The following is a 22,290-nucleotide window of genomic DNA, read 5'->3' as shown; positions in this document are numbered from 1 at the left end:
GAGCTGATCAAGCGTGTTGACGTACGGAAAACGGGGCCCCCAGCGGGTGGAATCCGCCGGTGGGCTAGTGGGGCGTCTCCGAACCTTGACCCGGATTCGGTCGAGGGGCGGGGGCCGCGAATTGCCGGGTCAAGGTTGCGTGACGGGCCACTAGACCTCGCTCGTCGGCGCGCTCCTGCAGGGTCACCAGGTGGCCACGCTCGGGCGGCGGCCTCGGCGGCCTTGAGCCCGGCAGGGCCGCCGCCCACCACCACGACGCGGCGGGGACGCGGGGCCGGTTCCGGCGGGTCCCACTCGGCCTCCCGCCCTTGCGGGGCGGATCCTGCGCGGTGGGCTTGCCCCCCGGAGGGATCGATCCCTCCTGCCCTTGCGGGATGGATCCTGCGCGGTGGGCTTGCCCCCCGGAGGGATCCTGCGGCCAGGGTCCTCCGCGGCTTAGACCTAGCCGGTTGAACCCTCCACCGGTTAGACCCCCGGAACCGGGGCGGACGTCGAGGTCCCCCTGCTGGACGTCCGTCCCGGTTTCTACAACTGCCCGATGTCCACGGTTGGTTCTGCCCGCTGCCCGGTGTTCACGGTTGGTTCTGCCCGCTACCTCGGTGTCTACGGTTGGTTCTGACCGCTACCCCGGTGCCCACGGCTGTTCTGACCGCTACCCCGGTGTCTACGGCTACTCGTACGGCTCGACCGGTGCCGGGATCTCCTCCACCGAACTCGCTGTCAACTCAGGGGCGATCGTGCCGTTCGGGAGGTCGTCGGATTTGGGCTGAATCCAGGTGCCGGTGACCTCCACCCAGGTCTCCGCCGGAGGTCTGGTCGCGCCGAGCACGGCCACCTTCAGCGGGATGCCGTCGGCGGCGCAGCAGGCGATCTGGATCCGGGCCACGTACCAGCGGTCCTTCTTCTTCGACGGGACCACGAAACCCGTGAGCCGCACCTGCTTCCCGGCGAGAGAATGGTTCGAATCCCCCCAGGCGCGCCCGATGAACTCGCCCAGCGGCATGCTGGTGACCTGGTCGGCGGCGAGCGGCTGGTACGCGTCGAGCGCCGCCTCCGGCGGCCGGGCCGGGGCCTCCTCCGACCGGGCCGCGAACGCGCCCAGCGCGGGCGGCGCGATCAGGAAGATGGCGAACACCGGCAAACAGAGCAGCCACGCCACCCGCGGCATGTGCCCATGCCCATGCCCGTGCCCGTCCTCCCCATGCCCATGAGCGCCCCGCCCGTGCTCACGCCCGTCCTGCCCGTGCTCGAGGGTGCCCAACTCGCGCTCACGCCTGTCTTGCCCGTGCCCGTGGGTGTCCTCCCCGTGCTCACGCCCGTCCTGCTCGCGCCCACGGGTGTCCAACTCGAGCTCACGCCTGTCTTGCCCGTGGGTGTCCAACTCGCGCCCGTGGCTGTCTTGTCCGTGCTCACGGGTGTCGTGCCCGTCCTCAGGCACGGGCCGAGCGGCCCCCCGCCACTCCTGAACCAGCCCGGCCAGGCCGAGCGCCAGCACGACGACCCCGGCCGCCACCAGGAACGGCCGGAACCCCGGCTTCACGTAGTTCAGATACGTGGTGGAGAGCAGGCTGATCCGCAGCACCGCCCCGCCGAGCAACACCAGGATCATGCTCTGGGTCAGCCGGTTCACAACAACACCGCTCCCACTCCCACACTGACCAGCACGGCCAGCCCGAACGTCAACGGAACGAACCGGGCCGCGAACCGCCGTCCGAAGGTCCCGGCCTGCAAGGCGATCAGTTTGAGGTCCACCATCGGCCCCACCACGAGGAACGCCAGCCGCGCCGTGGGGGAGAAGGCGGTGAGCGAGGCGGCCACGAACGCGTCCGCCTCCGAGCAGATGGACAGGAGCACCGCCAGCAGCGCCAGCGCCAGCACCGACAGCCACGTGGACCCGGCCACCGCGTCCAGCCAGGAGCGCGGCACCAGCACGTTCAGGGTGGCCGCCGTCAGGCCGCCCACCACGAGGAAGCCGCCCGCGTGCAGGAAGTCGTGCTGCGCCGCGTCCCGGAAGTTCACCCACTTGGACTCGGCGTTCGCCGTACGCGAGGGAATCCTGAGCCATTCGGTGCGCCCGAACCGCAGCCAGACCCAGCCCACGATCACCGCCACCAGCAGCGAGGCCGCGAACCTGGCGACGGCCATCATCGGCTGCCCGGGAAAGGCCACCACAGTGGCCACGATCACCACTGGGTTGATCGCCGGCGAGGACAGCAGGAACGCCAGCGCGGCGGCCGGAGCCACGCCCCGGGACATCAGCCCCGAGGCCACCGGAACGGCCGCGCACTCACAGCCGGGCAGCACCGCGCCCGCCATCCCCGCCACGGGAACAGCGGCGGCGGGACGCCGGGGCAGCGCCCGGGTCCAGAACGAGGGCGGCACGAACGCAGTGATCGCCGCGGAGAGCAGCACCCCGAACACCAGGAACGGCAGGGCCTGCACACAGATCGCCACAAAGATGGTGGCCCAGGTCTGCAGCGCCGGAGCCGTCAGGTACGGCGAGAGCACGAACCGCCCGATCACCAGCAAGCCGATGACCACGGCGAACATCCAGGGAGCCACAGGCGCCACCGCGGACCTGCGACCCCACTCGGCAGGGGGAAGTTCGGCCGACCCGTGGAGGGTCGCTCGGTCAGCCATGCCGTCCATCGTGGCAGATGATCCGGGAACCCCAGGACAGTCCCGAGTCAGTCGAACGCTGGTACCGATGCGCGTGGAACTTCGCGACCCCCAGGACAGTCCCGAGTCAGTCAAGCGCCGGTACGGATGTCATGTCAGCCCAACTTCGCGCCCCCCGGGGACCGTCCGAGTCAGCCGAGCGCCGGGGCCGATGTCATGTCAGCCCGTACCACTTCGCGACCTCAGGACCGTCAGAGCTGATCTAGCAGCCAGCCGGGCCCGGTGACCAGCGCACCCAGTGAGGTCACCCGCTCCCGTAGCGCCCGGTCCGCGGTGACCACCAGCACCCGCTCCCAGGGCCGGCCCCCGGCGACCACTTCGACGATCGTGTCGTCGCCGCTGCCGGGAGCCTTGATCACCGTCAGCCGGGTGTCTTCCGGGGGTGTGGCGGACCGGGCCGCGCCCTCCAGGACGGCGATCATGCGGGGGAACCGGAGCGTCAGCTCGGGCAGGCCCTCGATCTGGCGGCGCAACCCACGCTCGGCCAGTGCGTCCAAATCGGCGAGGAGCCGGGTGGCGGCGCCCGCGCGATCCCGCCACCACCCGTGCTCGGCCCGAGCCCCGATGATGTTGGCGATGTCCAGCACGATGACCACGGGGCTGAGCGTCGGCCGTACCGAGGGCCAGGTCTCGGCGAAGCCGGGATGGAGCTTGCGCCGCCCCATCCGGTCGGCGAGCACCCAGCGCATGGCCGCGCTCTCGCCGTTGGCGGGCGTGGCCGACAGCAGCTCCGGCGCCTCGGCGATCACGGTGTGGAACGACCAGCCGCCATGGTCGTCCAGGTAGACGCCCCGCACCTGGAGGAGCTCGCCGACCAGCGTGACCTCCTCGCGGGCCTCGCGCAGCGCTCCCGCGATCGCGTCCTCGTGGCTGTCCCTGGCGCCGCCCGGCAGCCCCCAGGTGCCGCCGTGATGGCTCCACCAGGACCGTTTCTGCATCAGCACATACGGACCCTCGGGGGTGTGGTGGACGGCGAGCAGACCGGCCGCGCCGTGCACCCCCCAGTGTTGATGCCCCCGGTCGCACCGGGCCCAGCCGTCACCGTCCTTCGCCGCCATGGCTCAAGTGTGGCTCACCAGGCCTCCAGAGGAACCTTCATCCCCTGCTCGAACAGGATGACCCCGTCCTCGACGCGGACCACCACGATCTGGGTCGCCAGGCCGACGGCCTGTACGCCCTCGGCCGCCTCGTGGGCGAACTCCGCGAAGTGATACCGGTCGACGCTCGTGAAATCGGGCGCCGGACGGGTGCAGCGCACCTCGTACCGGTCCACGGGCCAGATCGCCGGCAGGGGGCTCGAACGGAGCCACTGTTGCATCATTTTCTCCTGTCGCGCCGCGTCATCCTTGACCACGGTCGCCGGATGAGGGTGACCGTGTCGGAGCCCCTACCGCTAGGTTGTGACGCGGCCGATGACTGATCGTTATGTACTGGTAAGCCATCCTTCCGGATCTGTCCTCATCCTCCGGTTAACGTATGGTCCCTCACCGCGATCTGCCATGTTAAGCAGGAGCCGGCTGTCCATAGCACGACATTCCTCGCCCGCCCCACCTAGCGTCGGGGCGGGCGTTAGGGTGATTTTTCATGAATCGACTCGTTCCAGCACTCGCTGTTGCCGTTTTTGCTCTCTCGGCCTGTTCCGGCACCGACGCCGAGAGCACCGCCGATCCCGGTGCCGCGTCGGCCCCGGGCCAGGCCGCTGCGGCGAGCCCGGCGGAGTCGGCCATCACGATCGCCGCCGCACCCGAGCTGTCCGACGAGCAGAAGCAGGAATTCCTCACCGCGCTCAAGGACATCGACGCGGCCCTGGCCGCCAACGAGACCCAGGCCCTCGCCGTGGGCACCCAGGTCTGCGAGAAGATCCTCGCCTCGCCCGACGACCCCATGACCTTCTCCCAGTTCGCGGCCGACCAGCTGGCCATCCCGGTGACCAAGGCCGAGGGCTTTGTGGCCGCGGTCAGCACCTGGTGCGTTCCCGAGTGACGTTGGACTTCGCAGTCCTGGTTCACCCCTGAATGACGTCCCCTTGACGGCCCCGTCCCGCCGCTCGGCCCCTCCCGCGCGAGCGGCGGCGCGCTTTCCCTGGAATTTCCCGGTACGGCGTCAGCGGCCGCTCTTGCTGAAGTGCTGGTAGTCCTTGATGCCGGACCAGTCGCCGCCCCAGCCCCAGCCGATGTCCGCGAACGCGCGGACCACCCGGTCTCCCGCGTTGATGACGCCGGGCTTCTTCAGCGGGCGCTTCACGTAGGCGTCGGCGTTGCGGTGGGCGTTGGAGCCGTCCGCCTCCACGTACGGATTCTCCAGCGGGTTGAGATCGACCGCGTAGCCGTAGGCGTGCTGGGACCAGTGGGTGGAGCCGGTGGCGGCTCGGCAGTTGAAGGCGGAGGTGTTGTCGGCGTCGATGGAGGCGTAGTCGTCGCCCTTGTAGACGTCCACGGGCTTCATCTGGCGGATGGGGTAGCGGTAGTCGTACAGGCGGTGGAAGACCGAGGCGACGGGCTCGGCCACGGAGGCGTTGAGCACCATCTGGCCGGTGTGCGGCTTCTGGTCGAAGCCCCAGTAGGTCATGGTCACCATGCGGAGGTCGTCCAGGCCGACGGGGCAGCCCTCCCGCCAGGAGTGGCGAACCTGGTCCCGGGTCACCTTGGTGATCTTCGAGGTGAACGGGGGCGGATTCTCGGACGGCGAGGGCGCCGGAGTCGCCGAGGGTGTTGCGGCGATTACTTCGGTCGCCGAGATCTGGCTGGCCGCTGGGGATTCCTGGAGTGCCTCGGATCCCCGCACCGCCCCGCACGCGCCGGTGCCGAGCAGCGCCGCGGCCAGCAGGAGAGCTGACGTGCGCCTTGACATGGCTCCGAGGGTACCCACGGCGTTCGGGTGGGTCCGGGGAACGGGCGAAGGGCGCCAAGCCCGGTGGAATCGGGGAATCGGGGCGGTCGCCGGGCCCCTCGTACCGCGAATCTTGATCGTTCTGTGGGGGGATTTTTGCCGGGGCTTGGTTCCCGAATCCCCTGCCGGGTCGGGCTATATACCGACATCGAGGGGCCGTAAATGATCTTTGTGCGAGCTTTTCCCGGGAAACGCTCGCGCACATGTTCGATCCCGCGCTACAGTCTTCGGCATCGGATCGAACATGGGTTCGTACCGGCGCCCTCCGGCGACCGGCGACCCGAACGCCCAGGTGAGGAGGGCCCATGGCACTGCTGGCGGCGCCGCTCCCGGCCACCCGAGGCCAGGGCCTTCACCGATCCGCGACACGCCGTAGCGTTCTCTACGGAAATCTACGGCGCTCGCTATATCCGGTCATAAAGTCCGACAGCGTGGACCCTGTGCGCAACCCCTACGCCCCCGGAGCCGGCCAGCGTCCCCCGGAACTCGCCGGCCGCGATCGTGAGCTCCAGCAGTTCGAGGTCGTGCTCGAACGGGTGGCCCGCGGCCGCCCGGAGCGGAGCATGGTGGTGACCGGCCTGCGCGGCGTGGGCAAGACCGTGCTGCTGAACACCTTCAAGTCGATGGCCATGCAGCGGCTCTGGGGCACGGGCAAGATCGAGGCCCGCCCGGACCAGTCGATCCGGCGCCCGGTCGCCGCCGCGCTGCACATGGCCATCCGCGAGCTGGCCCCCCGCCACCGCGGCCCGGAGCGCATCGACGACTTCCTCGGCGTACTCAAGGCGTTCGCCATGCGCGACCCGGCCGCCGCCAAGGGCACCTCGCACTGGTCGCCCGGCATCGACGTGCCCGCTCGCCGGGGCCGCGCCGACTCCGGCGACCTGGAGATCGACCTCACCGAGTTGTTCGTCGACGCGGCCAGCGTGGCCACCGACCTCGGGGTCGGCATCGCCCTGTTCATCGACGAGATGCAGGACGTGCCGGCGCCGGACGTCTCGGCCCTCTGCGCCGCCTGTCACGAGCTCTCCCAGACGGGAGGGCGCCTGATCGTGGTCGGCGCCGGGCTGCCCCACCTGCCCTCGGTGCTGTCGGCCAGCAAGAGCTACTCCGAGCGCCTGTTCCGGTACGCGCGCATCGACAAGCTGGACCGGGAGGCCGCCGACCTGGCGCTGATCGCCCCCGCCGCCGAGGAGGGCGTCGCCTTCACTCCGGAGGCGCTGGACGCTCTCTACGAGGCGGCCGACGGCTACCCCTACTTCGTCCAGGCGTACGGCAAGGTGGCCTGGGACCTGGCGCCGCGCAGCCCGATCACCGCCGACGACATCAAGGTGTCGGCCCCGGAGGCCGAGGAGGAACTGGCCGTCGGCTTCTTCGGCAGCCGGTACGAGCGGGCCACCCCCGCGGAACGCGACTACATGCACGCGATGGCGCAACTCGGGGACGATCCCGTGCCCACCGCCGAGGTGGCCGAGGCGCTCGGCCGCAAACCGTCCAGCCTGTCCCCGGCGCGCGACAGCCTCATCAAGAAGGGGCTGATCTACAGCGCGGAGCGGGGGCTGATCGCCTTCACCGTCCCCCACTTCGGGAGGTTCCTCCGTGCCCAGCCGGTCTGACCCGGCCTGCTGAGGTCCCATTGACCTCTCTACGGCTTTCTAGCGGGGAAGCTAGAGAGCCGTAGAGAGCCGAATGCCGCGCGCCTCGATTCGGGAATCTAGGCCTGTCTAGGCTCAGGCCGATACAGGGATAGATTCCCGCAGAGGCGCCCGCTGCCCGTCCGCGCCGACCACCGCCGTGCGGACGGGCGGCCGGCGGCCACTGAGATAGACCGCGAAGACGACGTCCGACCCGTCCGTGCCCTCGAACGTGAAGAACCGCCAGCACAACTCCCGCCAGGTGTCGGTCGGCTGGTCGGAGCGGAGCAGCTCGTAGTGGGCGCGCCAGGCCGCGCTGGACCGCAGCCGCGCGAAGGCCCGCTCGGCGGCGAACGGCCGCTGCTCGCAGGGGGCGCGGTAGCGGAGCCGCGCCATCGACTCCTCGATCTCGGGGGAGAGGACCAGCAGCAGCGCGACCCCACCGGCCAGCCAGATCGGTGACGGCCAGGACAACCCGGCCTCGCCGTACCGGGCCACCATGACCGACATGCCGGTCAGCAGCACCGTACGCCCGATCGCCCGCCGTCCCACCGGTCGCGCGCTGACCTCGCCGAAACAGCCGCAGCCCACGTCGGGACGGCGTCGCCGCAGGTCCCAGAGCACGTACGTGGCGACCGCGAAGAAGGTCACCGTCATCCAGCGGGGCACGGGGTGATCGACCAGGACCAGCCCGGCGGCCAGCCCGAACTCGGCCACCGCGCAGAAGATCAACGCGGGCGCCCGGAACCGCTCCGGGGCGAGCACCGCAGGGCCGAGCCGCCCGAGCGCGCCGGGTTCGGCGTCGGTGCCCACCGTGGCCAGCTTGGCCACCCCGCCGAGCGTGAGAATCAGGACCAGAATCGGCTGCGCCGCCACGGCGATCGTCTGGTTCACCGGGCACCCTCCTTCGGACCGGTCATGTCACTCCCATCCGCGCGTTGAAGCAGCCCTTGGTCAGGTCGCCGCCGAGTTCGACGTACGAGATCGCCGAGAGTTCCAGGATCCGGCCGCGCGGCGAGGTGCCGCACTCCACGCACCGGTCGCAGAACCGCCCGGCCACACACCCGCAGGCCACGATCGGCACCTCCGTTCCCAGCCCGGTGCAGGCGTTCCGCACGTGCGCCACGGACCCCAGCGCCAGGTACGGCAGGCCGGCGCAGGAGATGCCGGAATCATCGCAGCCGGTGTCGGACCGCTCCAACATCGGATACGCCGCCCCTCGGTCGGTGAAATCGGACCAGACGGCCGTACCGGAAATCGTCGCCTGCGACCCGCCGTACGTGGGGGACGGCGGCGGCACGGCGGTGGCCCGGTAGGGCGGTTGCGAGGTGGCCGGCAGCTGGGCGAGCGCCGTGCCGTCCTCGACCAGGCCGATGGCGTCGAAGAGGTAGCCGGGTTCGAGCCGCGGGTACCGTACCCGGATGCGTCCTGACGAGCGGTAGGGGATGACGACCGAGCGGCGGCCGCGGTGCGGGCCGCAGTCGAGCTGGACGGCCAGGTCGGTGCGGCCGGTGACGGCCAGGATGATCCCGGTCAGCCGGGTGATGTCCGACCAGATGCGGTCCACCACCTTGCCGGAGCGGGTCCGGATGATCACGCGCGAGCCGATCGGCACGTCGGCGACGGCGACGTTGCCGCCCCGCCACGCGGTCGCCCACGGCGCGATGACCAGCCGCTCCTCCGCGGCCTCGTCGGTCTCGATGATGATCAGATGGGGGCTGATGTCGAGCACCACGCCGCTGACCGCGCTCAGCGTCCCGCCGTCGCCGGTATCCGTCCGCGCCGGCTCGCCGTCCCTGCCGAGTACGGCTGCCGCCAGCGCCCGCCTACGCTCATGCATCGCCACACCCATCAGCCTCACATGATGTCTCGCCTGATAGGGGCATAATTCCGGCGTCGGGGGGTGTGGGGTAGCAAGAATTCCCCCTCGTGGTGGAATCCGTTGCCCCCAGGTCGGGGCAAACCCGACCCTATCCGGCACTGGCCTCCTGTCAGCGGGCTTACCCGATCTTTGCGGGCGGCGGGCGGAAACCAGGATCCCGGTTCAGCCGGACGGCGGCCTCCGGCTGGGATTCTGAACGCATGATCGCAAGCCACGAGGAGTTCCGCGCGTACGTGGTGACGCGTGGGGCGGCGCTCCTGCGCGTGGCGAACCAGCTGACCGGCAACCCGGCCGACGCCGAGGACCTGCTCCAGGCGGCGCTGGCCAAGACGTACCAGGCCTGGGACCGCATCCAGGATCGCGCCGCGCTGGACGGGTACGTACGGCGGGCGATGGTCAATATCAACATCTCGTGGTGGCGGCGGCGGAAGCTGGAGGAGTACCCGGCCGACGAGCTGCCCGAGCTCGCCTTCTACCAGGACCCCGGCCACCGCTACGACGAGCTGGAGCACGCGCTGAGCCGGCTACCTGTACGCCAGCGCACCGCGATCGTGCTGCGCTACTACGAGGACATGACGGAGCCCGAGATCGCCAAGGCGCTGGGGATCAGCGTCGGGACCGTGAAGAGCACGGTCTCCCGGGGCATCGCGAAACTCCGCGGCGAGCTGGTCATCCCCGGGCAGCGTCGACTCTTGACGTGACTCCGGCGGTCGCGCAGGGCCGTACCACGTCGCGGATGAGGCGGAGCGTGTCGAGGAATTCGGCCAGTCGGTCCGGGGGGACCAATCCGGTGAACCAGACCTCGATCTCCTCCAGATGCCGGGGGATCACCTGCCGCAGACGCGCGGTGCCCGCCTCGGTGATCACGGCGTAGGAGGCGCGCCGGTCGGTGGCGCAGGCCTGGCGGGTCACCAGGCCCTCGCGTTCGAGCCGGTCGACCACGCGGGTGATGCCGCTGGTGGACAGGGAGGTCTGCGCGGCGAGATCGCTCATGCGCAGGCTCTGCTGGGGGGAACGGGCCAGCCGGATGAGGGTTTCGAAGTCGACGTCGGACAACCCCGCCTCGGCGAACACGGCGCTGGTCTTGTCCGCCAGGCCGGTGTAGACCTCGGCGAACAACCCCATCGCCGTCAGTCGGGGATCGTCAAAAAGCTCCATGGGCACGAGTGTACGCGACGGTAGTTGACGCGGGGAATATTCCTCCTGTAGACAGTTGTTGGCGCAATCATCCGCAAGTCAACGAACCCCTGGAGACAGCTATGAGCACCCGTGAGTGGCAGGGCCTGACCATTCCGGCGGCCGGCGAGTTCAACCTGGACATCGCCCACACGCGCGTCGGCTTCGTCGCGAAACACATGATGGTGAGCAAGGTCCGCGGCCAGTTCAACGAGTTCTCCGGCAAGATCGTAATCGGTGAGAACCCGCTGGACTCCAGTGTGGAAGTGGCGATCAAGGCGGAGAGCATCACCACCGGTGTCAACGACCGCGACAACCACCTCCGTAGCGACGACTTCCTCTCCGCCGAGAAGTTCCCGGAGATCACCTTCCGGAGCACCGGCGTCCGCGACTTCCAGGGCGATGAGTTCACCCTGGTCGGCGACCTCACCGTGCGCGACGTCACCCAGCAGGTCACGCTCAAGGCCGAGTTCACCGGTGCGACCACCAGCCTGCAGGGCCAGGAGATCTTCGGTTTCGCGGCCGAGACCGAGCTCGACCGCGAGGCCTTTGGACTGACCTGGAACGTGGCCCTGGAGACGGGCGGCGTCCTGGTCGGCAAGAAGATCAAAATCGAAATCGAGGGCGAGGCCGTCCGGGCCTGACTCTTGCCTGGGTGATCCCCTTGCGCACAACTCTTTTCCACAGGCTGTGGATAAGAGTTGTGCGCATTGGTTGCTGGGGGTGATGGGGGCCGGGCTTGATGTCGTTCGGGGGAACCCCCGCCCTGTGCGAAGGGTGGCCTCGGTGGCAGCCGGGGCGTGGGTGGGAGGGCCACGGCAATCCGCTTTGCCGCCTTGGGCGATCGCCGGTACGCTGTCCAGAGCCACATCGGCTACCGGGAGGTTTCGCCTAGTCCGGTCTATGGCGCCGCACTGCTAATGCGGTTTGGGCCTTAAGCCCATCCGGGGTTCAAATCCCCGAACCTCCGCAGTTCAAAGGCCCTCTCCCTACCAGGGAGCAGGGCCTTCTTGATCTCCAAATGAAGATCAAACCCCCAAGGTGAGGCCGAACGTCACGAGAACAGTTTTCTCCGCGGGATGAGCCTTTCCCGGCGCTTCCGCTGGCCCCACTCGATGAGGAGCGCCACGTTCTCTGGGCCGAGCGAGACCACGCGAGTGGAGTTTTCCGACTTCAGGCTCTCATCTTTCTCCTCATCGTCCTCAGGCTCCGACTCCCAAAGGGTCAGCGTGCCGGCCACCAGGTCGAGGTCAGCTTCGCCGGCCTGGCAGATCTCAGCTCGGCGCTTGCCGCCAGATGAAAGAGGGGAACAGCCGTTCCCCGCGCTCGGCGGCGGTGTCCAGGAACGGGCCGCACTGTGCGGGGGTCCACACCATCACCTTCCTCGGGATCTTGCCTGTGGCCTTCCAACGCGCCACCCGGGCGTCTGTCCAGCCGATCGGCCGGATCCGCTTCGGCTTAGGTAACTCGATGTGCTTGGTCGGATCGTGCGTGATCAGCGTGTGCTTGCGGGCCGTGCTGAACGCTGAGGACAGGATGGCGTGGATCTTTCTGAGCCGGGCCTCAGTCAACGGCTTCTGCCTTTTCAGTCCAGGCCTCTCGCCCTCTTCCAGATGGACCTTGGGGGCGAGCGCGCGCGCCGCCAGCAGGCGGCGGAGCAGCTCGGACGGCTTCCCTTCCAGCGGCCGGTTGATCTGCCGGATCGCGGCATACAGCTCGGTCAGGTGCTTCTCCCGCACTGCGATCAACTTCATATGGCCGAGGCCCGGCTTACCGTAAAGTCGGATCACCTCCTCGTAATCCGCCAGCGTGCTGGCCTTGAGCCTCTGCTTGCCCTTCAGCCACGTGTCGAAGAACTCGTTCACTTTCAGGTTCGGGTCGGGGATGGGCAGGCCCCGTGTCGTTCGGCGCTCGCGGTGATCACCGCCAACGGGGTGGGCTGGACTGACCTGGACTCGGCGGCGATTGGTGGTATCGCTGGGGTGGCTGCTCTGGCGAGTCTGCTGAAGTTGCTGGTCGCGGGCACGACCGGTGACCCGCAGACGGCCGGGTTCACCACCAGCGCCGGGGTGCACACCGGCCGGTAGATCGTCGTGCCGGGAACCTGAGAGCCCGGCACGACTGGGTGGCCTCGGGAGCGCGGGCCCGGGGCCACCCCTCGAATCGCGCGTGCAGGGGTACGTTGCTCTCATGGCTGGACATGACGAATCCTCATCTGCGCCCCTAGAGAACCTGTTCGGAGAGCTTGTGGAACTGGTTGAGGTGGTCGCCGATGCTGCCTGGCCGATCTTTGAGCGTGTGCTCTACGGCGTGAAGGATGTGGTGGACGGCATGCAAGACGAGTCAGACAAATAGCTACTACTCAGGCGAAGGACAGCGGGTAGCCCGGGTTTCGGATCAGCCACTTTTCTTGGCCGGTTCAATACCGTTGTCGCGGGCGAGCTTGTGAGTTCATTGTGAGACCACGATCACTTACGCCCGGAACTCCAGAGCCGCTGGCGACCTGCGGGATGCGTAACGCCCGCCTCCCGGTGCCCCGGGGCGGGCGGTCGTCGCGTATGGCCTACAGGTTGCCGTACCCGTGGCACTCCGTGCAGGGCCGGATCCGGGACAGCGCCGTTTCAACGTCCCAGCGGTGCCCAGCCGGGCACTGCCACATCGGCCACTCGCCCGCGATCGGCTCACCGAACTCCCGGCACTCGGGGCATTGCGGGTGGTCGGCGCGGCGGCGGGCGTAGCCGAGCGCCTCGTGCAGTTCCCGGACCACCTCCCCATGCAGGTGCGCCAGCGCGGCGCCGACGCGGACGGGCACGGTGCCGAACTGGCTGGCAATGTCCGGCGACAGGACGGTGACGAACTGCCCGTTAACGTAGTCCTCCCACCGTTTCCCGCCGAGGACGCGGCGCGGGTTCTTGTGCTGGAAGCGGTAGGTGTCCGGCAGAGTCTGACCGGTCACAGCACGGGCCAGCGCCCGGTAGCCCACAATCTGACCACTGGTGGAGCGGACCGGACGGTCCGGGTAGACGACGTCGGCGCGGCCGGTGGTGCGCTCGGCCGTGGCACGGGACACGATGCACGTCACCCCGGGGCGGGGGTCCGGTAGGCCGGTGACCTCCCCGGACCCGACCTCCGTCAGAGGGACGTGTACGACTTCGCCGCCCGGGGTGTGGAAGGCGATGGACCCGGCGGGCTGCCGGGTCTCCGCGTGGCGGGCCATCGGTCCGGCGACCTCCCAGACCGCGAGGACGCCCACGCTGGGGTCCTGGACGACGTCCGAGGTGTCCGCGCTGTAGAGGGTGAGGGGGTGCGGGGTCAGGTTGATGACGTGCATGGTCTCTCCTCGGGGAGTTCAGGCCCCAGATGGGTCACATACCGGACCAATGGGCGTCAGAGTAGAGCGTGCCGGGGCTTGTGCATCGGAGCTAGGAGCGACGATGACGGTTCGTATCGGCGGGAGCCAGTGCACCATCTGCAAGCATTTCCGCACCCCGATCCTCACCGACTCCCCAGTCGGCACCTGCGCCGCCTTCCCGAAGAGGATTGCCGCCAAGATCCTCAACGACCGGTTCGATCATCGCAACGCCTACCCCGGCGACCATGGAGTGCGCTGGGAGCCGGACGAACCCGGCGACCGCCATCCGGTCGAGGTGTTGGCCGAGATCCTCGACGGCTGAGTCCGTGGACGATGCGGCAGGACTGCCCTGTCACTGCCCTGGTGCTGCCGTTTCCACAGCGGCGCGGTCGATCCGCTGCCGGGAACGGCTCACCCGCTGGTGGACCGTGGACAGCTTGACCCCTGTCGCCCGCAATGCTGCCTCTGCTGGCGCCGTCAGCGACCAGCCGGCGCGCGATCTAGCCCACTCAGCGATCGAACCGGCCGTGACGAGCACGACCCGCCGATGATCCCGAGGACGCCCCCCACCTGTTTGTTGCTCATGAGCATCTGCCAGAAGCAGTCGAGCAGGGCTGGGGAGGCACTTGGAGCGCAGCACAGTCCTGGCAAGCGGAAGTATGGTGCCGCGGTGGATCTCAGCAGGTACCGCGGTTTCTTCCTGTACTCAGTCGTTGTCGATGCCGGTCCCTCTACGAACACGGCGAAGATCACTCTGACGAGCGGCGCCGAGGACGTCGTGTTGGTAGAGCTGTCTCACGTGGTTCAGATGGCTATGGACGGCCCAGTCGAAGGGGATGACTTAGTCGACGAGATCATCGTTTGCGAGCTGCCGAAGACCGGGCCCTGGCCAGCTGACGCTCACCACCTTCTCCACCATCACAACAACGAAGCCGATCTCCTTTGGCTGAAGATAATCGGCCCCCGAGAGATAGGGGTCGTCGCGAGGACAATCAAGGTGGGGCCGACTTCCACACGAACATGAATCCGCCTCACTGCGGTGGGGCCCATGCTCGCGCGTAGGTGGGTCCGAAAGACGCTGTTGAAGTCAGGCAACCGTCCGCTCACTCGGGTTCGGGTGTGCTGCGCGGTCGGCTGCTCTTACGTGGGCGGCCACCACTGACGCCGCGGCCAGGCCGGGTCGCGATCACGCGCGCGAGGGTGGCCCGCTTGATGAGGGCCACGCCGCAGACCTCCATCCAGCCCGGCGGCCTGACCACGGCGCGGTCATGCCGGACGGTCGCATAGGTGACGCCGAGCTCCTCGGCGGCGTCCTGCTCGTCGAGCAGATCGGCCGGATGCGGGTCGGCGGTGGCAGTCGTGGCGGGTGGCGTCCGGCCGGCGGCCACGGCCTCCACGTGGGCGCGGTCGAACAGCAGCGTCTTGCGCCCGGGGTTGAGTGGTTGCAGGGCGTAGGCCGCGTCGCAGCCCTTGTTGCCCACGTCTTGTAGCTGATGCCCAGGATCTCGGCGGCTCCCCGCCCGTCTACCGCGTCCCTGCCGCCCCTCGGCCAGCGCCAGACCCAACTAATCCTGCCTCGGCCTGCTGGTGATCCCCCCTGGCGGTCGCAGCCGCAAGAGCCCAGGCCAGGAGGTAAGGACGAACCACCGCCCAGGCGTCCGTACGGATGCGTCAACGACGCCGAATAGCGGCGAGGATCGGTGACCTCGTCATTCTGCTAGGTGCTCTTGACGGCCGGTAAGGAATCGAGCCTCAGCATGATGTGCTGGTCATCACCATGGACCACCGTCCCGATGCGCTGAAAGCCGCATTTCTCAAGCAACCGAACCGAGCCCGTGTTCCCTTCATACGGGTCGGCATACAGAGGCCGATTGACCTCTTTATCCAGAAACATTGTGAGAGCTCGGGTACCGACACCCCGTCCCCAGAATTTCCACCCAAACCAGTACCCGACAAAGCGTCGATCCTGCTCCCACCAGGCCACAATATTCCCAGCTATTTCACCCCCAATAATCACGGCCTGCACGAACACCGTCGAATCGCCAAGGATCTTCGTAGTCCAGTGGGTCATGAAGGCATCCCGCTCACGCGCTCGAAACCGTGATCGCCGGGTCGCCTCCGGATCCTGTTCCTGCTCGTAGAACGTCGGAAGATCGCCCTCCACCACGTCCCGGAGCCAGACCTCATCGCTCATCGCGCCAGTCTGGCAGACCCGACCGACACTTCCGCGGCCACCTTCAGCCCGCCCACGACTCCCGAGCATCAAGCAACTGCTCCCAATGCTCCTCAGCCCACGCGCACATAACCGCCAGAGGCCCAAGCAGACTCCGACCCAACGCACTCAACTCATATTCAACCCGCGGAGTCGCCGAGTCAGCCACGTGCCGCAGCACCAGCCCATCCCGCTCAAGCGCACGCAGAGACTGAGTAAGAACCTTCGGCGTAATCCCCCGCAGAGCAACACGCAGTTCAGAAAACCTACGCGGCCCGCCCTCAAGACAGCGAATAATCATCGCCGCCCATTTGTCCCCGATCCGAAACGGCATCAGATCCGACGGACAGATCTCATCGAACATATCCGAGCGAAGAGGCTCTCTCACGCTTTCACCGTAACCGGTATCCCCGAGGTAACCACACCCCTGGCTAACGTCCGAGCCCAGCAGCCGACCACGCGCAACGGGAGTACCCATGGCAAAGATCATCATCTTCGGCGCCGGCGGTCGAGCCGGCCGAGCGATCGTCCAGGAGGCCCGCCGCCGAGGCCACGAGGTCACCGCAGCCGTCCGCAACCCCGCCAATCACGCCGATCTCGCCACCGAAGGCGTACACGTGACCACCGCGGACGTCACTGACCCAGCCTCGATCGCCGCCCTGGCCCCCGGCCACACCGCCGCCGTCAGCACGGTCTACGACCCGGCCACCGGCCCTGAAACGTTCTTCGCCAACACCGCCCAGGCCCTCATCGAAGCCCTCCCCAAAGCAGGCGTTCCCCGCCTCCTGGTCGTCGGCCTGGCCTCGATCCTGCCCACCGAATCCGGCGAACTCCTGATGGACACCCCGGACTATCCCCAGGAATACCGCACCTTCTACCTCGGCCACGCCGCCGGAACGACCACCCTGCACACAGCCACACCGTCCCTCGACTGGCTGGTGCTCAGCCCGTCCGGCGACTTCGCCTACAACGCCCCGCGAACCGGCACCTACCGCGTCGCCCCGGCTGCAGCCGACAGCCGCATCTCCCACCCCGACTTCGCGATAGCCGTACTGGACGAAATCGACACCCCAACCCACCACCACACCCACATCGGCGTCGAAACCCTCCCATAACGCATGGACCACTTAGGCCGAAAAATCCATGCCAAGTGGTCCTGCCCAGGACGAACCCCGAAAAATACTCTCTATCCCGGTCACCGGAAGCACCGCACGAACCCGCGTGCCCGAACACCACCAAGTACCGATATTTCGTGCCATCGAATATTGAGGTGTGTCATGGCGCCCACAACCGTTACGGTCATGCCGTGACGAAGCTCAACCAGATCCTCGCGGTGGAGAAAGGCGTCAAATCAGACGTCCAGCGCAAGGTCAACGACGCGAACAACCTGATCCAGAAGGCGCCCCTGCTGTCCGGCATCTCCCGGACGTACCAGCCCATCGACGACGAAGGCGAGCAACTCCCCGCCGAGTCCACCCGGGTGCAGGTGCAGGCCGAGCAGGTGCTGGTGGACATCGCGACGGCGATGACCCGGCTGTTCGACGTCACCGCCACCAAGGATGTCGCCAACTGCTCCGCCAAGGCGGACGTGAAGATCGACGGCGACGTGCTGGTCCCGGACGTGCCCGTCACGTACCTGCTCTTCCTGGAGAAGCAGCTGTCCGAACTGCACACGTTCGTCTCCCGGCTGCCCACGCTGGACCCGTCCGAGACCTGGTCCCGGGACGAGAACACCGACTCCTGGCGCACCGAACCGGTCAAAACCACGCGGACCAAGAAGGTGCCGCGCAACCACGTGCTGGCCGCGGCCACCGACAAACACCCGGCCCAGGTGCAGGTGTACAACGAGGACGTGGTCGTCGGCTACTGGACCAAAATCGGTTTCTCCGGCGCGCTTCCGCAGCGCCGGGTGAACGAGCTGCTCGTCCGCATCGTCAGGCTCCAGGAGGCTGTCAAGTACGCGCGGGAGGAGGCCAACGGCACCGAAATCACCGACCAGCGCGTCGGTGAGACGCTGTTCGCCTACCTGCTCGCACCGTGAACTCCCGCCCCTTCGGGGGCGGGTGCGCGAGGAGCGCAAGCTGAAAATGAGGCTCGAAGCTGAAATGCGGTGTCAGTGCGGGTTCGAATCCCGTCTCCGGCCCCCACCGCGCCGGAGTAGCCCAAGCAGGAAGAGGCGGCCGCTGAAACTCAGATTCTCGCTCCAGGCTCAGCATTCGCCGTCCGACGCCCGGGCAACCGAATGCCGAAGGGCATGTTGAGGGTGCGGGTTCGAGTCCCGCGGGGTGCTCCACCTGCGCCCCTAGCTCAATGGAAGAGCGCAACATAATGATGACTGACCGGCATTCTTAAACGCTCGGCCGTCCCATATGACGGCAACCAGACCCCCGGGGCCAGGGCATGCCCCGGGGGTCGCCGTGTTGTTAAACACTCACTCTGACCGAGGTCAAGCTTATTTGATCAGGGCATATCGATTTCCGCCTCCGGTGTTACCGCTACTGATTGGAGGATCGAGACATGTGCGGAATTACCGGGTGGGTGGACTATAAACGCGACCTGACCCAGACCAGGGAGATCGCGTGGGGGATGACGGACACGATGGCCTGCCGGGGACCCGACGACGAGGGCCTCTGGACGCAGCCGCACGCCGCCCTCGGCCACCGCCGGCTCGCCATCATCGACCTCCTCGGCGGCCGGCAGCCGATGATCGCCGAAGAGGACGGCCAGGAGCTCGCCGTTCTCACCTACAGCGGCGAGGTCTACAACTTCCAGGAACTCCGCCGCGAGCTCACCGCACACGGCCACCGCTTTCGTACCCAAAGCGACACCGAGGTCGTCCTACACGCCTACCTCGAATGGGGCGAAGACCTCGCCGACCACCTCAATGGCATGTACGCCTTCGCGATCTGGGACACCCGACGCGAGGAACTCCTCCTGGTACGCGACCGAATGGGCATCAAGCCCCTCTACTACTACCCAACCCTCCACGGAGTCCTCTTCGGCTCCGAACCCAAAGCCATCCTGGCCAACCCCCTAGCTGAACGCGTGGTCGACGCCGACGGCCTCCGCGAGCTGTTCGCGTTCGTCAAAACCCCCGAACACGCCATCTTCAAAGGCATGTACGAAGTACGCCCCGGCCAACTCGTCAAGGTAAGCCGCCAGGGCATCACCAAACGGCGCTACTGGAAATTGTGCTCCTACGAGCACACCGACGACATCCCCACCACGGTGGCCACCGTACGCGACCTGCTCAACGACATCATCGCCCGCCAGTTGATCAGCGACGTCCCCCTCTGCACCCTGCTCTCCGGCGGCCTGGACTCCAGTTCGGTCACCGCGCTCGCCGCCAAGGACCTGCGCGAGAGCGGCCTGGGCAAGGTCCGCTCCTTCGCCGTCGACTTCGTCGGCTACACGGAGAACTTCAAGCCCGATTCCGCCAGGTCCACCCCCGACGCCCCCTACGTCCACGACCTGGTCCAGCACGTCGACTCCGACCACACCGACATCGTGCTGGACTCGGTGGACCTGATGGACCCGGCCGTACGCGCGACCGTGCTACGCGCCCGCGACCTGCCGATCGGCATGGGCGACATGGACACCTCGCTCTACCTGCTGTTCCGGGCCATCCGCAGGCACTCCACGGTGGCCCTGTCCGGCGAGTCGGCCGACGAGGTCTTCGGCGGCTACAACTGGTTCCATGATCCGGTAGCGGTGAACGCCGACACCTTCCCGTGGCTGGCGATCAGCGACATCAGCGGCCAGGCCAACCTGGACCTGATCGACCAGGACGTCCTCCGCATGCTCGACATCCCGAAATATCGGGCCGACAGCTACCACCAGGCGCTCGCCGAGGTCCCCCACCTCCCCGGCGAGACCGGCCACGAACGCCGCATGCGCGAGATCAGCTACCTGAATCTGACCCGCTTCGTCCAGATGCTCCTGGACCGCAAGGACCGCATGAGCATGGCCGTCGGCCTTGAGGTCCGCGTCCCGTTCTGTGACCACAGGTTGGTGCAGTACGTCTTCAACGCGCCGTGGGCGATGAAGACGTTCGACGGCCGCGAGAAGAGCCTGCTGCGCGCCGCCTGCGCGGACGTACTTCCCGAATCCGTCCTGCAACGGGTGAAGAGCCCATACCCGTCGACTCAGGACCCCGGCTACGAAATGGCGTTGCGGGAGGCCGTACGCGACCTGCTACGGGACGACGACCTGTCTAGCCGGCAGATCATCAACCCGGTCCAGGCCCGGGCGTTGTCCCGCCGGGTGATCGACGACCGGAGCGCGCAGGAGACCCGGGGCCCGCTGGAGCGCATGCTCCAACTCGACGCCTGGCTCCGCGAGTACCAGGTCAAGCTCGACATCTAAGACGGTTCCAACACAATCGGGAAATTTGCGCTTACGCGCCACCCGTCTCCGTACGGCCGGGACTTGACGCTCCCCCCGAGCGGGGTGGCGCGTGCGCGCATCCGCTTGGCCCCGGAGTACCGCGTGGGCCTGCTCCCGATGGGAGTGTCCACATCAATCACGAGCGCGTTCGCCCGGTACGCGATGGTCACCGTAGCGGTGGAAACGCCATGCTCGATGGCGTTCATCAGAGCTTCCTGAATGATCCGATACCCCGCCAGATCGACCTCAGCGGGCAGCTTCGCCGGCGCCCCCGACACATGAAGCCGAGCCGCCACCCCCGCCTGCCGCGCCCGCTCCACCAGGATCGCCATATCCGCCAGCCGCCGTCCATCCGCGCCCAGCGTGCCCTCCACCCGCTCCGTCACCCACCGCTCGTTAAGGTCCTCCGCTCGCCGCCGATACACAGTCCGCACCACCACCAACACAACCAGCAGGACCCCGGCCGCGACGATCACCATGTTCATCAGCACCCGTCCCCATCAGCCGAAATACAGGCAGATATCCCCTTCCTAACCCCAACCCCCCAGAGCCACGCCCATCCCTCACGAACTTTGACCCTCTTTGCCCCTTTTCAACCACCCAGACCACCGCCCCCACCCACCCCGCAGGCCAGACGAGCTCTCAGTCATCGACAGGAGCACCGGCGAACCAACGACGATGGGGCAGCGGGTTGAGGGCGTGTTCCATACGACGCGGTCGAACATCGCTACAGAGTCGGCCCGGCCGCGCCGCCGGGGCCCGGCACCCGCAGGCCCCACCCCCTCCTTAATTGGCGCTACCAGCACCAGCGAACTGGTACAGTTGACCCGTTGCTACCGGCCCCCAGGGCCACCGCAACAAGCCAGCGGCCGTAGCTCAATGGATAGAGCATCTGACTACGGATCAGAAGGTTAGGGGTTCGAGTCCTCTCGGCCGCGCCCAACTCAAGGGCCCATTGCGATCATCGCGATGGGCCTTTTTGATCTTCATACAGCTGTGAAATACAGCAACGGGGTCAGTCGCCATCAAGGCTCTGGTTGAGCCGGTCGAGGGCCTTGCGGGTCTCTGGGCTGGGGATCTGGGTGTAGACGTCCATGGTCATCGAGATCTGTGAGTGGCGGAGGATGCGCATCGCGACCCTGGGATGCACGTCCAGCGCGGCCAGGAGTGAGGCGCAGGTGTGCCGGGTGTCGTGGACGCGGATTCGAGGAACGCCCGCCTTCCGGCAATGTGCTTCGAATGCGCGATTGAGGTTGCGCGGTTGGCCGCCTGTCACAGTTGTCGGTTGATCAGCAGGTGATGGGGAGTTCCCGAGCGAGGGCCCCGCGCGAAGGCCCGGAGATCGACAGATCAGACGTTATTGGCGCCAGGGCTAGGATCGGGGAGTTCGCCCGTGCGAAGTAGCACGAGGTCCTCATCTTCCCATTCAGCGCGGTCCCTGGCCGGCGGCAGCTCAACCCCGGCAAGTCCGGTGGGAGCAGAGAACTGCCGTTGAAGCTGCTCTACGAGCCGTTCAGCCTGTTGCAGCGTTTCCGATAGATCGTCTGGAACGTCGACGCTGAGGCCGAGAACGGCAGCCCCGTCGCGTGTGACCGTGATGATGGCCTGATACCGAAGCGCAACCGATCAAGGGCCTTGTTGTCCGCGCCGTTCGCAATGCCCAGGACATAAACCTGTTCGAAGGCGTGGAACTGCTCATCACCGGGGTCGTCCACGTTGACGTAGCAGTCGATGAATTGTCCGAAGACTTCGGGGCTACGCTCTGAGATCCACACGTAGATATCGAGACAAGGCGGCACGGGCCTAGCGTAGATCTCTGTAGTTTTGTTCGCCAGTTCCTGCCGCAGTGGATCGAGAAGGCCATCTTCCACGACTTCCATCAGGGGAGACCTTGCTAACGCCGATGCTAACAACAGCCATGGACATCGTTGGAATCTCGGAAGCCGGATACCGCCTCTGAGAGTGCGTTCCGCGAGTTGATGCCCCTTTTGTCGGTTGGGTTGGGTTAGGTCGGCTAGTCGGAGACCCGCCGGTCGGGCTATGGGCGCGGCTGGGTGAACAATCCCGGCTCGGTCTCGACGAG

28 protein-coding genes and 2 tRNA genes are annotated in these 22,290 nt (G+C 67.4%); 13 read left to right on the top strand and 17 right to left on the bottom strand.

Features of this window, described 5'->3' with window-relative positions; all coding sequences use genetic code 11:
• Positions 1-670: 670 nt before the first annotated feature.
• The 4 genes from KIP79_RS41295 to KIP79_RS41280 form a co-directional block, all read right to left on the bottom strand.
• A complete protein-coding gene (locus tag KIP79_RS41295; RefSeq protein ID WP_214110492.1) occupies positions 671-1,630 on the bottom strand; it encodes a TIGR03943 family putative permease subunit in 960 nt (319 codons plus the stop codon).
• The gene (locus KIP79_RS41290; protein WP_372453749.1) at positions 1,627-2,649 is read right to left on the bottom strand and encodes a permease; all 1,023 of its coding nucleotides are present in this window, start codon (positions 2,647-2,649) and stop codon (positions 1,627-1,629) included. The genes KIP79_RS41295 and KIP79_RS41290 overlap by 4 nt, the downstream gene beginning before the upstream one ends.
• A gap of 221 nt (positions 2,650-2,870) precedes the next feature.
• Complete coding sequence (locus KIP79_RS41285) at positions 2,871-3,737, bottom strand: NUDIX hydrolase (protein ID WP_214110491.1); 867 nt, start codon at positions 3,735-3,737, stop codon at positions 2,871-2,873.
• A 14-nt stretch (positions 3,738-3,751) separates the two neighbouring features.
• Positions 3,752-4,000, bottom strand: a complete 249-nt coding sequence (locus KIP79_RS41280) for a hypothetical protein (protein ID WP_214110490.1) — start codon at positions 3,998-4,000, stop codon at positions 3,752-3,754.
• A 263-nt stretch (positions 4,001-4,263) separates the two neighbouring features.
• On the opposite strand from KIP79_RS41280, the gene KIP79_RS41275 reads away from it, so the two are divergent.
• Positions 4,264-4,662 (top strand): hypothetical protein, encoded by a 399-nt coding sequence (locus KIP79_RS41275; RefSeq protein WP_214110489.1) that lies wholly within the window; start codon positions 4,264-4,266, stop codon positions 4,660-4,662.
• 120 nt (positions 4,663-4,782) lie between these two features.
• On the opposite strand, the gene KIP79_RS41270 is transcribed toward KIP79_RS41275, so the two are convergent.
• Complete coding sequence (locus tag KIP79_RS41270) at positions 4,783-5,529, bottom strand: M15 family metallopeptidase (RefSeq protein ID WP_214110488.1); 747 nt, start codon at positions 5,527-5,529, stop codon at positions 4,783-4,785.
• 470 nt (positions 5,530-5,999) lie between these two features.
• On the opposite strand from KIP79_RS41270, the gene KIP79_RS41265 reads away from it, so the two are divergent.
• Entirely contained in the window at positions 6,000-7,181 is a 1,182-nt protein-coding gene (locus KIP79_RS41265) for an ATP-binding protein (RefSeq protein ID WP_214110487.1), read from the top strand.
• A 114-nt stretch (positions 7,182-7,295) separates the two neighbouring features.
• Here KIP79_RS41265 and KIP79_RS41260 read toward each other — a convergent pair whose 3' ends face one another.
• Together KIP79_RS41260 and KIP79_RS41255 are read right to left on the bottom strand one after the other, a co-directional pair.
• Positions 7,296-8,093, bottom strand: a complete 798-nt coding sequence (locus tag KIP79_RS41260; protein WP_214110486.1) for a MauE/DoxX family redox-associated membrane protein — start codon at positions 8,091-8,093, stop codon at positions 7,296-7,298.
• Positions 8,094-8,115: 22 nt separating this feature from the next.
• Positions 8,116-9,039 (bottom strand): hypothetical protein, encoded by a 924-nt coding sequence (locus tag KIP79_RS41255; protein ID WP_250214702.1) that lies wholly within the window; start codon positions 9,037-9,039, stop codon positions 8,116-8,118.
• Positions 9,040-9,281: 242 nt separating this feature from the next.
• On the opposite strand from KIP79_RS41255, the gene KIP79_RS41250 reads away from it, so the two are divergent.
• Positions 9,282-9,782, top strand: a complete 501-nt coding sequence (locus KIP79_RS41250) for a SigE family RNA polymerase sigma factor (RefSeq protein WP_214110484.1) — start codon at positions 9,282-9,284, stop codon at positions 9,780-9,782.
• Here KIP79_RS41250 and KIP79_RS41245 read toward each other — a convergent pair.
• The gene (locus KIP79_RS41245) at positions 9,751-10,239 is read right to left on the bottom strand and encodes a MarR family winged helix-turn-helix transcriptional regulator (RefSeq protein ID WP_214110483.1); all 489 of its coding nucleotides are present in this window, start codon (positions 10,237-10,239) and stop codon (positions 9,751-9,753) included. The two genes, KIP79_RS41250 and KIP79_RS41245, sit on opposite strands and share 32 nt — an antisense overlap.
• A 101-nt stretch (positions 10,240-10,340) precedes the next feature.
• Between KIP79_RS41245 and KIP79_RS41240 the strand changes: the two genes are divergently transcribed.
• Both KIP79_RS41240 and KIP79_RS41235 read left to right on the top strand, forming a co-directional pair.
• Positions 10,341-10,901, top strand: coding sequence for a YceI family protein (locus tag KIP79_RS41240; protein WP_214110482.1), 561 nt, complete (start codon positions 10,341-10,343; stop codon positions 10,899-10,901).
• Positions 10,902-11,137: 236 nt separating this feature from the next.
• Positions 11,138-11,227 (top strand) — tRNA-Ser (locus KIP79_RS41235).
• 84 nt (positions 11,228-11,311) lie between these two features.
• Here the strand turns inward: KIP79_RS41235 and KIP79_RS41230 are convergent.
• On the bottom strand, positions 11,312-11,497 hold the full coding sequence (locus tag KIP79_RS41230; RefSeq protein WP_214110481.1) for a hypothetical protein: 186 nt from the start codon (positions 11,495-11,497) through the stop codon (positions 11,312-11,314).
• Between the two features lie 34 nt (positions 11,498-11,531).
• On the bottom strand, positions 11,532-12,122 hold the full coding sequence (locus tag KIP79_RS41225; RefSeq protein ID WP_214110480.1) for a tyrosine-type recombinase/integrase: 591 nt from the start codon (positions 12,120-12,122) through the stop codon (positions 11,532-11,534).
• Here KIP79_RS41225 and KIP79_RS47920 point away from each other — a divergent pair.
• Positions 12,012-12,344 carry a holin gene (locus KIP79_RS47920; RefSeq protein WP_250214701.1) on the top strand — a complete coding sequence of 111 codons (333 nt, stop codon included), beginning with the start codon at positions 12,012-12,014 and terminating at the stop codon, positions 12,342-12,344. The two genes, KIP79_RS41225 and KIP79_RS47920, sit on opposite strands and share 111 nt — an antisense overlap.
• 103 nt (positions 12,345-12,447) lie before the next feature.
• Complete coding sequence (locus KIP79_RS41215; protein ID WP_214110478.1) at positions 12,448-12,612, top strand: hypothetical protein; 165 nt, start codon at positions 12,448-12,450, stop codon at positions 12,610-12,612.
• A 208-nt stretch (positions 12,613-12,820) separates the two neighbouring features.
• On the opposite strand, the gene KIP79_RS41210 is transcribed toward KIP79_RS41215, so the two are convergent.
• Positions 12,821-13,588, bottom strand: coding sequence for a hypothetical protein (locus KIP79_RS41210; protein ID WP_214110477.1), 768 nt, complete (start codon positions 13,586-13,588; stop codon positions 12,821-12,823).
• A gap of 103 nt (positions 13,589-13,691) precedes the next feature.
• Between KIP79_RS41210 and KIP79_RS41205 the strand changes: the two genes are divergently transcribed.
• Both KIP79_RS41205 and KIP79_RS41200 read left to right on the top strand, forming a co-directional pair.
• The gene (locus tag KIP79_RS41205) at positions 13,692-13,931 is read left to right on the top strand and encodes a hypothetical protein (RefSeq protein WP_214110476.1); all 240 of its coding nucleotides are present in this window, start codon (positions 13,692-13,694) and stop codon (positions 13,929-13,931) included.
• Positions 13,932-14,279: 348 nt separating this feature from the next.
• Positions 14,280-14,633, top strand: coding sequence for a hypothetical protein (locus KIP79_RS41200; protein ID WP_214110475.1), 354 nt, complete (start codon positions 14,280-14,282; stop codon positions 14,631-14,633).
• 79 nt (positions 14,634-14,712) lie between these two features.
• Here the strand turns inward: KIP79_RS41200 and KIP79_RS41195 are convergent, their stop codons facing one another.
• The 3 genes from KIP79_RS41195 to KIP79_RS41185 form a co-directional block, all read right to left on the bottom strand.
• Positions 14,713-15,090, bottom strand: a complete 378-nt coding sequence (locus tag KIP79_RS41195) for a hypothetical protein (RefSeq protein WP_214110474.1) — start codon at positions 15,088-15,090, stop codon at positions 14,713-14,715.
• 236 nt (positions 15,091-15,326) lie between these two features.
• Positions 15,327-15,803, bottom strand: coding sequence for a GNAT family N-acetyltransferase (locus tag KIP79_RS41190; protein ID WP_214110473.1), 477 nt, complete (start codon positions 15,801-15,803; stop codon positions 15,327-15,329).
• Positions 15,804-15,846: 43 nt separating this feature from the next.
• The gene (locus tag KIP79_RS41185) at positions 15,847-16,155 is read right to left on the bottom strand and encodes a winged helix-turn-helix transcriptional regulator (RefSeq protein WP_256447699.1); all 309 of its coding nucleotides are present in this window, start codon (positions 16,153-16,155) and stop codon (positions 15,847-15,849) included.
• 142 nt (positions 16,156-16,297) lie between these two features.
• Here KIP79_RS41185 and KIP79_RS41180 point away from each other — a divergent pair, with 142 nt between their 5' ends.
• The 3 genes from KIP79_RS41180 (at position 16,298) to asnB (ending at position 20,186) form a co-directional block, all read left to right on the top strand.
• Positions 16,298-16,936, top strand: a complete 639-nt coding sequence (locus tag KIP79_RS41180; RefSeq protein WP_214110472.1) for an NAD(P)-dependent oxidoreductase — start codon at positions 16,298-16,300, stop codon at positions 16,934-16,936.
• A 191-nt stretch (positions 16,937-17,127) separates the two neighbouring features.
• Positions 17,128-17,862 (top strand): DUF7873 family protein, encoded by a 735-nt coding sequence (locus KIP79_RS41175; protein WP_214110471.1) that lies wholly within the window; start codon positions 17,128-17,130, stop codon positions 17,860-17,862.
• Between the two features lie 476 nt (positions 17,863-18,338).
• Positions 18,339-20,186, top strand: a complete 1,848-nt coding sequence (gene asnB / locus KIP79_RS41170) for an asparagine synthase (glutamine-hydrolyzing) (RefSeq protein WP_214110470.1) — start codon at positions 18,339-18,341, stop codon at positions 20,184-20,186.
• Here asnB and KIP79_RS41165 read toward each other — a convergent pair.
• Positions 20,183-20,692, bottom strand: a complete 510-nt coding sequence (locus KIP79_RS41165) for a sensor histidine kinase (protein ID WP_214110469.1) — start codon at positions 20,690-20,692, stop codon at positions 20,183-20,185. The two genes, asnB and KIP79_RS41165, sit on opposite strands and share 4 nt — an antisense overlap.
• Positions 20,693-21,072: 380 nt before the next feature.
• Between KIP79_RS41165 and KIP79_RS41160 the strand changes: the two genes are divergently transcribed.
• Positions 21,073-21,145, top strand: a tRNA-Arg gene (locus tag KIP79_RS41160).
• A gap of 77 nt (positions 21,146-21,222) precedes the next feature.
• On the opposite strand, the gene KIP79_RS41155 is transcribed toward KIP79_RS41160, so the two are convergent.
• Together KIP79_RS41155 and KIP79_RS41150 are read right to left on the bottom strand one after the other, a co-directional pair.
• Positions 21,223-21,483 (bottom strand): tyrosine-type recombinase/integrase, encoded by a 261-nt coding sequence (locus KIP79_RS41155; RefSeq protein ID WP_308170171.1) that lies wholly within the window; start codon positions 21,481-21,483, stop codon positions 21,223-21,225.
• A 226-nt stretch (positions 21,484-21,709) separates the two neighbouring features.
• Positions 21,710-22,087 carry a hypothetical protein gene (locus KIP79_RS41150; protein WP_214110468.1) on the bottom strand — a complete coding sequence of 126 codons (378 nt, stop codon included), beginning with the start codon at positions 22,085-22,087 and terminating at the stop codon, positions 21,710-21,712.
• Positions 22,088-22,290: the final 203 nt, after the last annotated feature.

This window comes from Acrocarpospora catenulata, assembly GCF_018476525.1.
GTDB lineage: Bacteria > Actinomycetota > Actinomycetes > Streptosporangiales > Streptosporangiaceae > Acrocarpospora > Acrocarpospora catenulata.
This window is presented reverse-complemented; position numbering and strand designations above follow the sequence as displayed.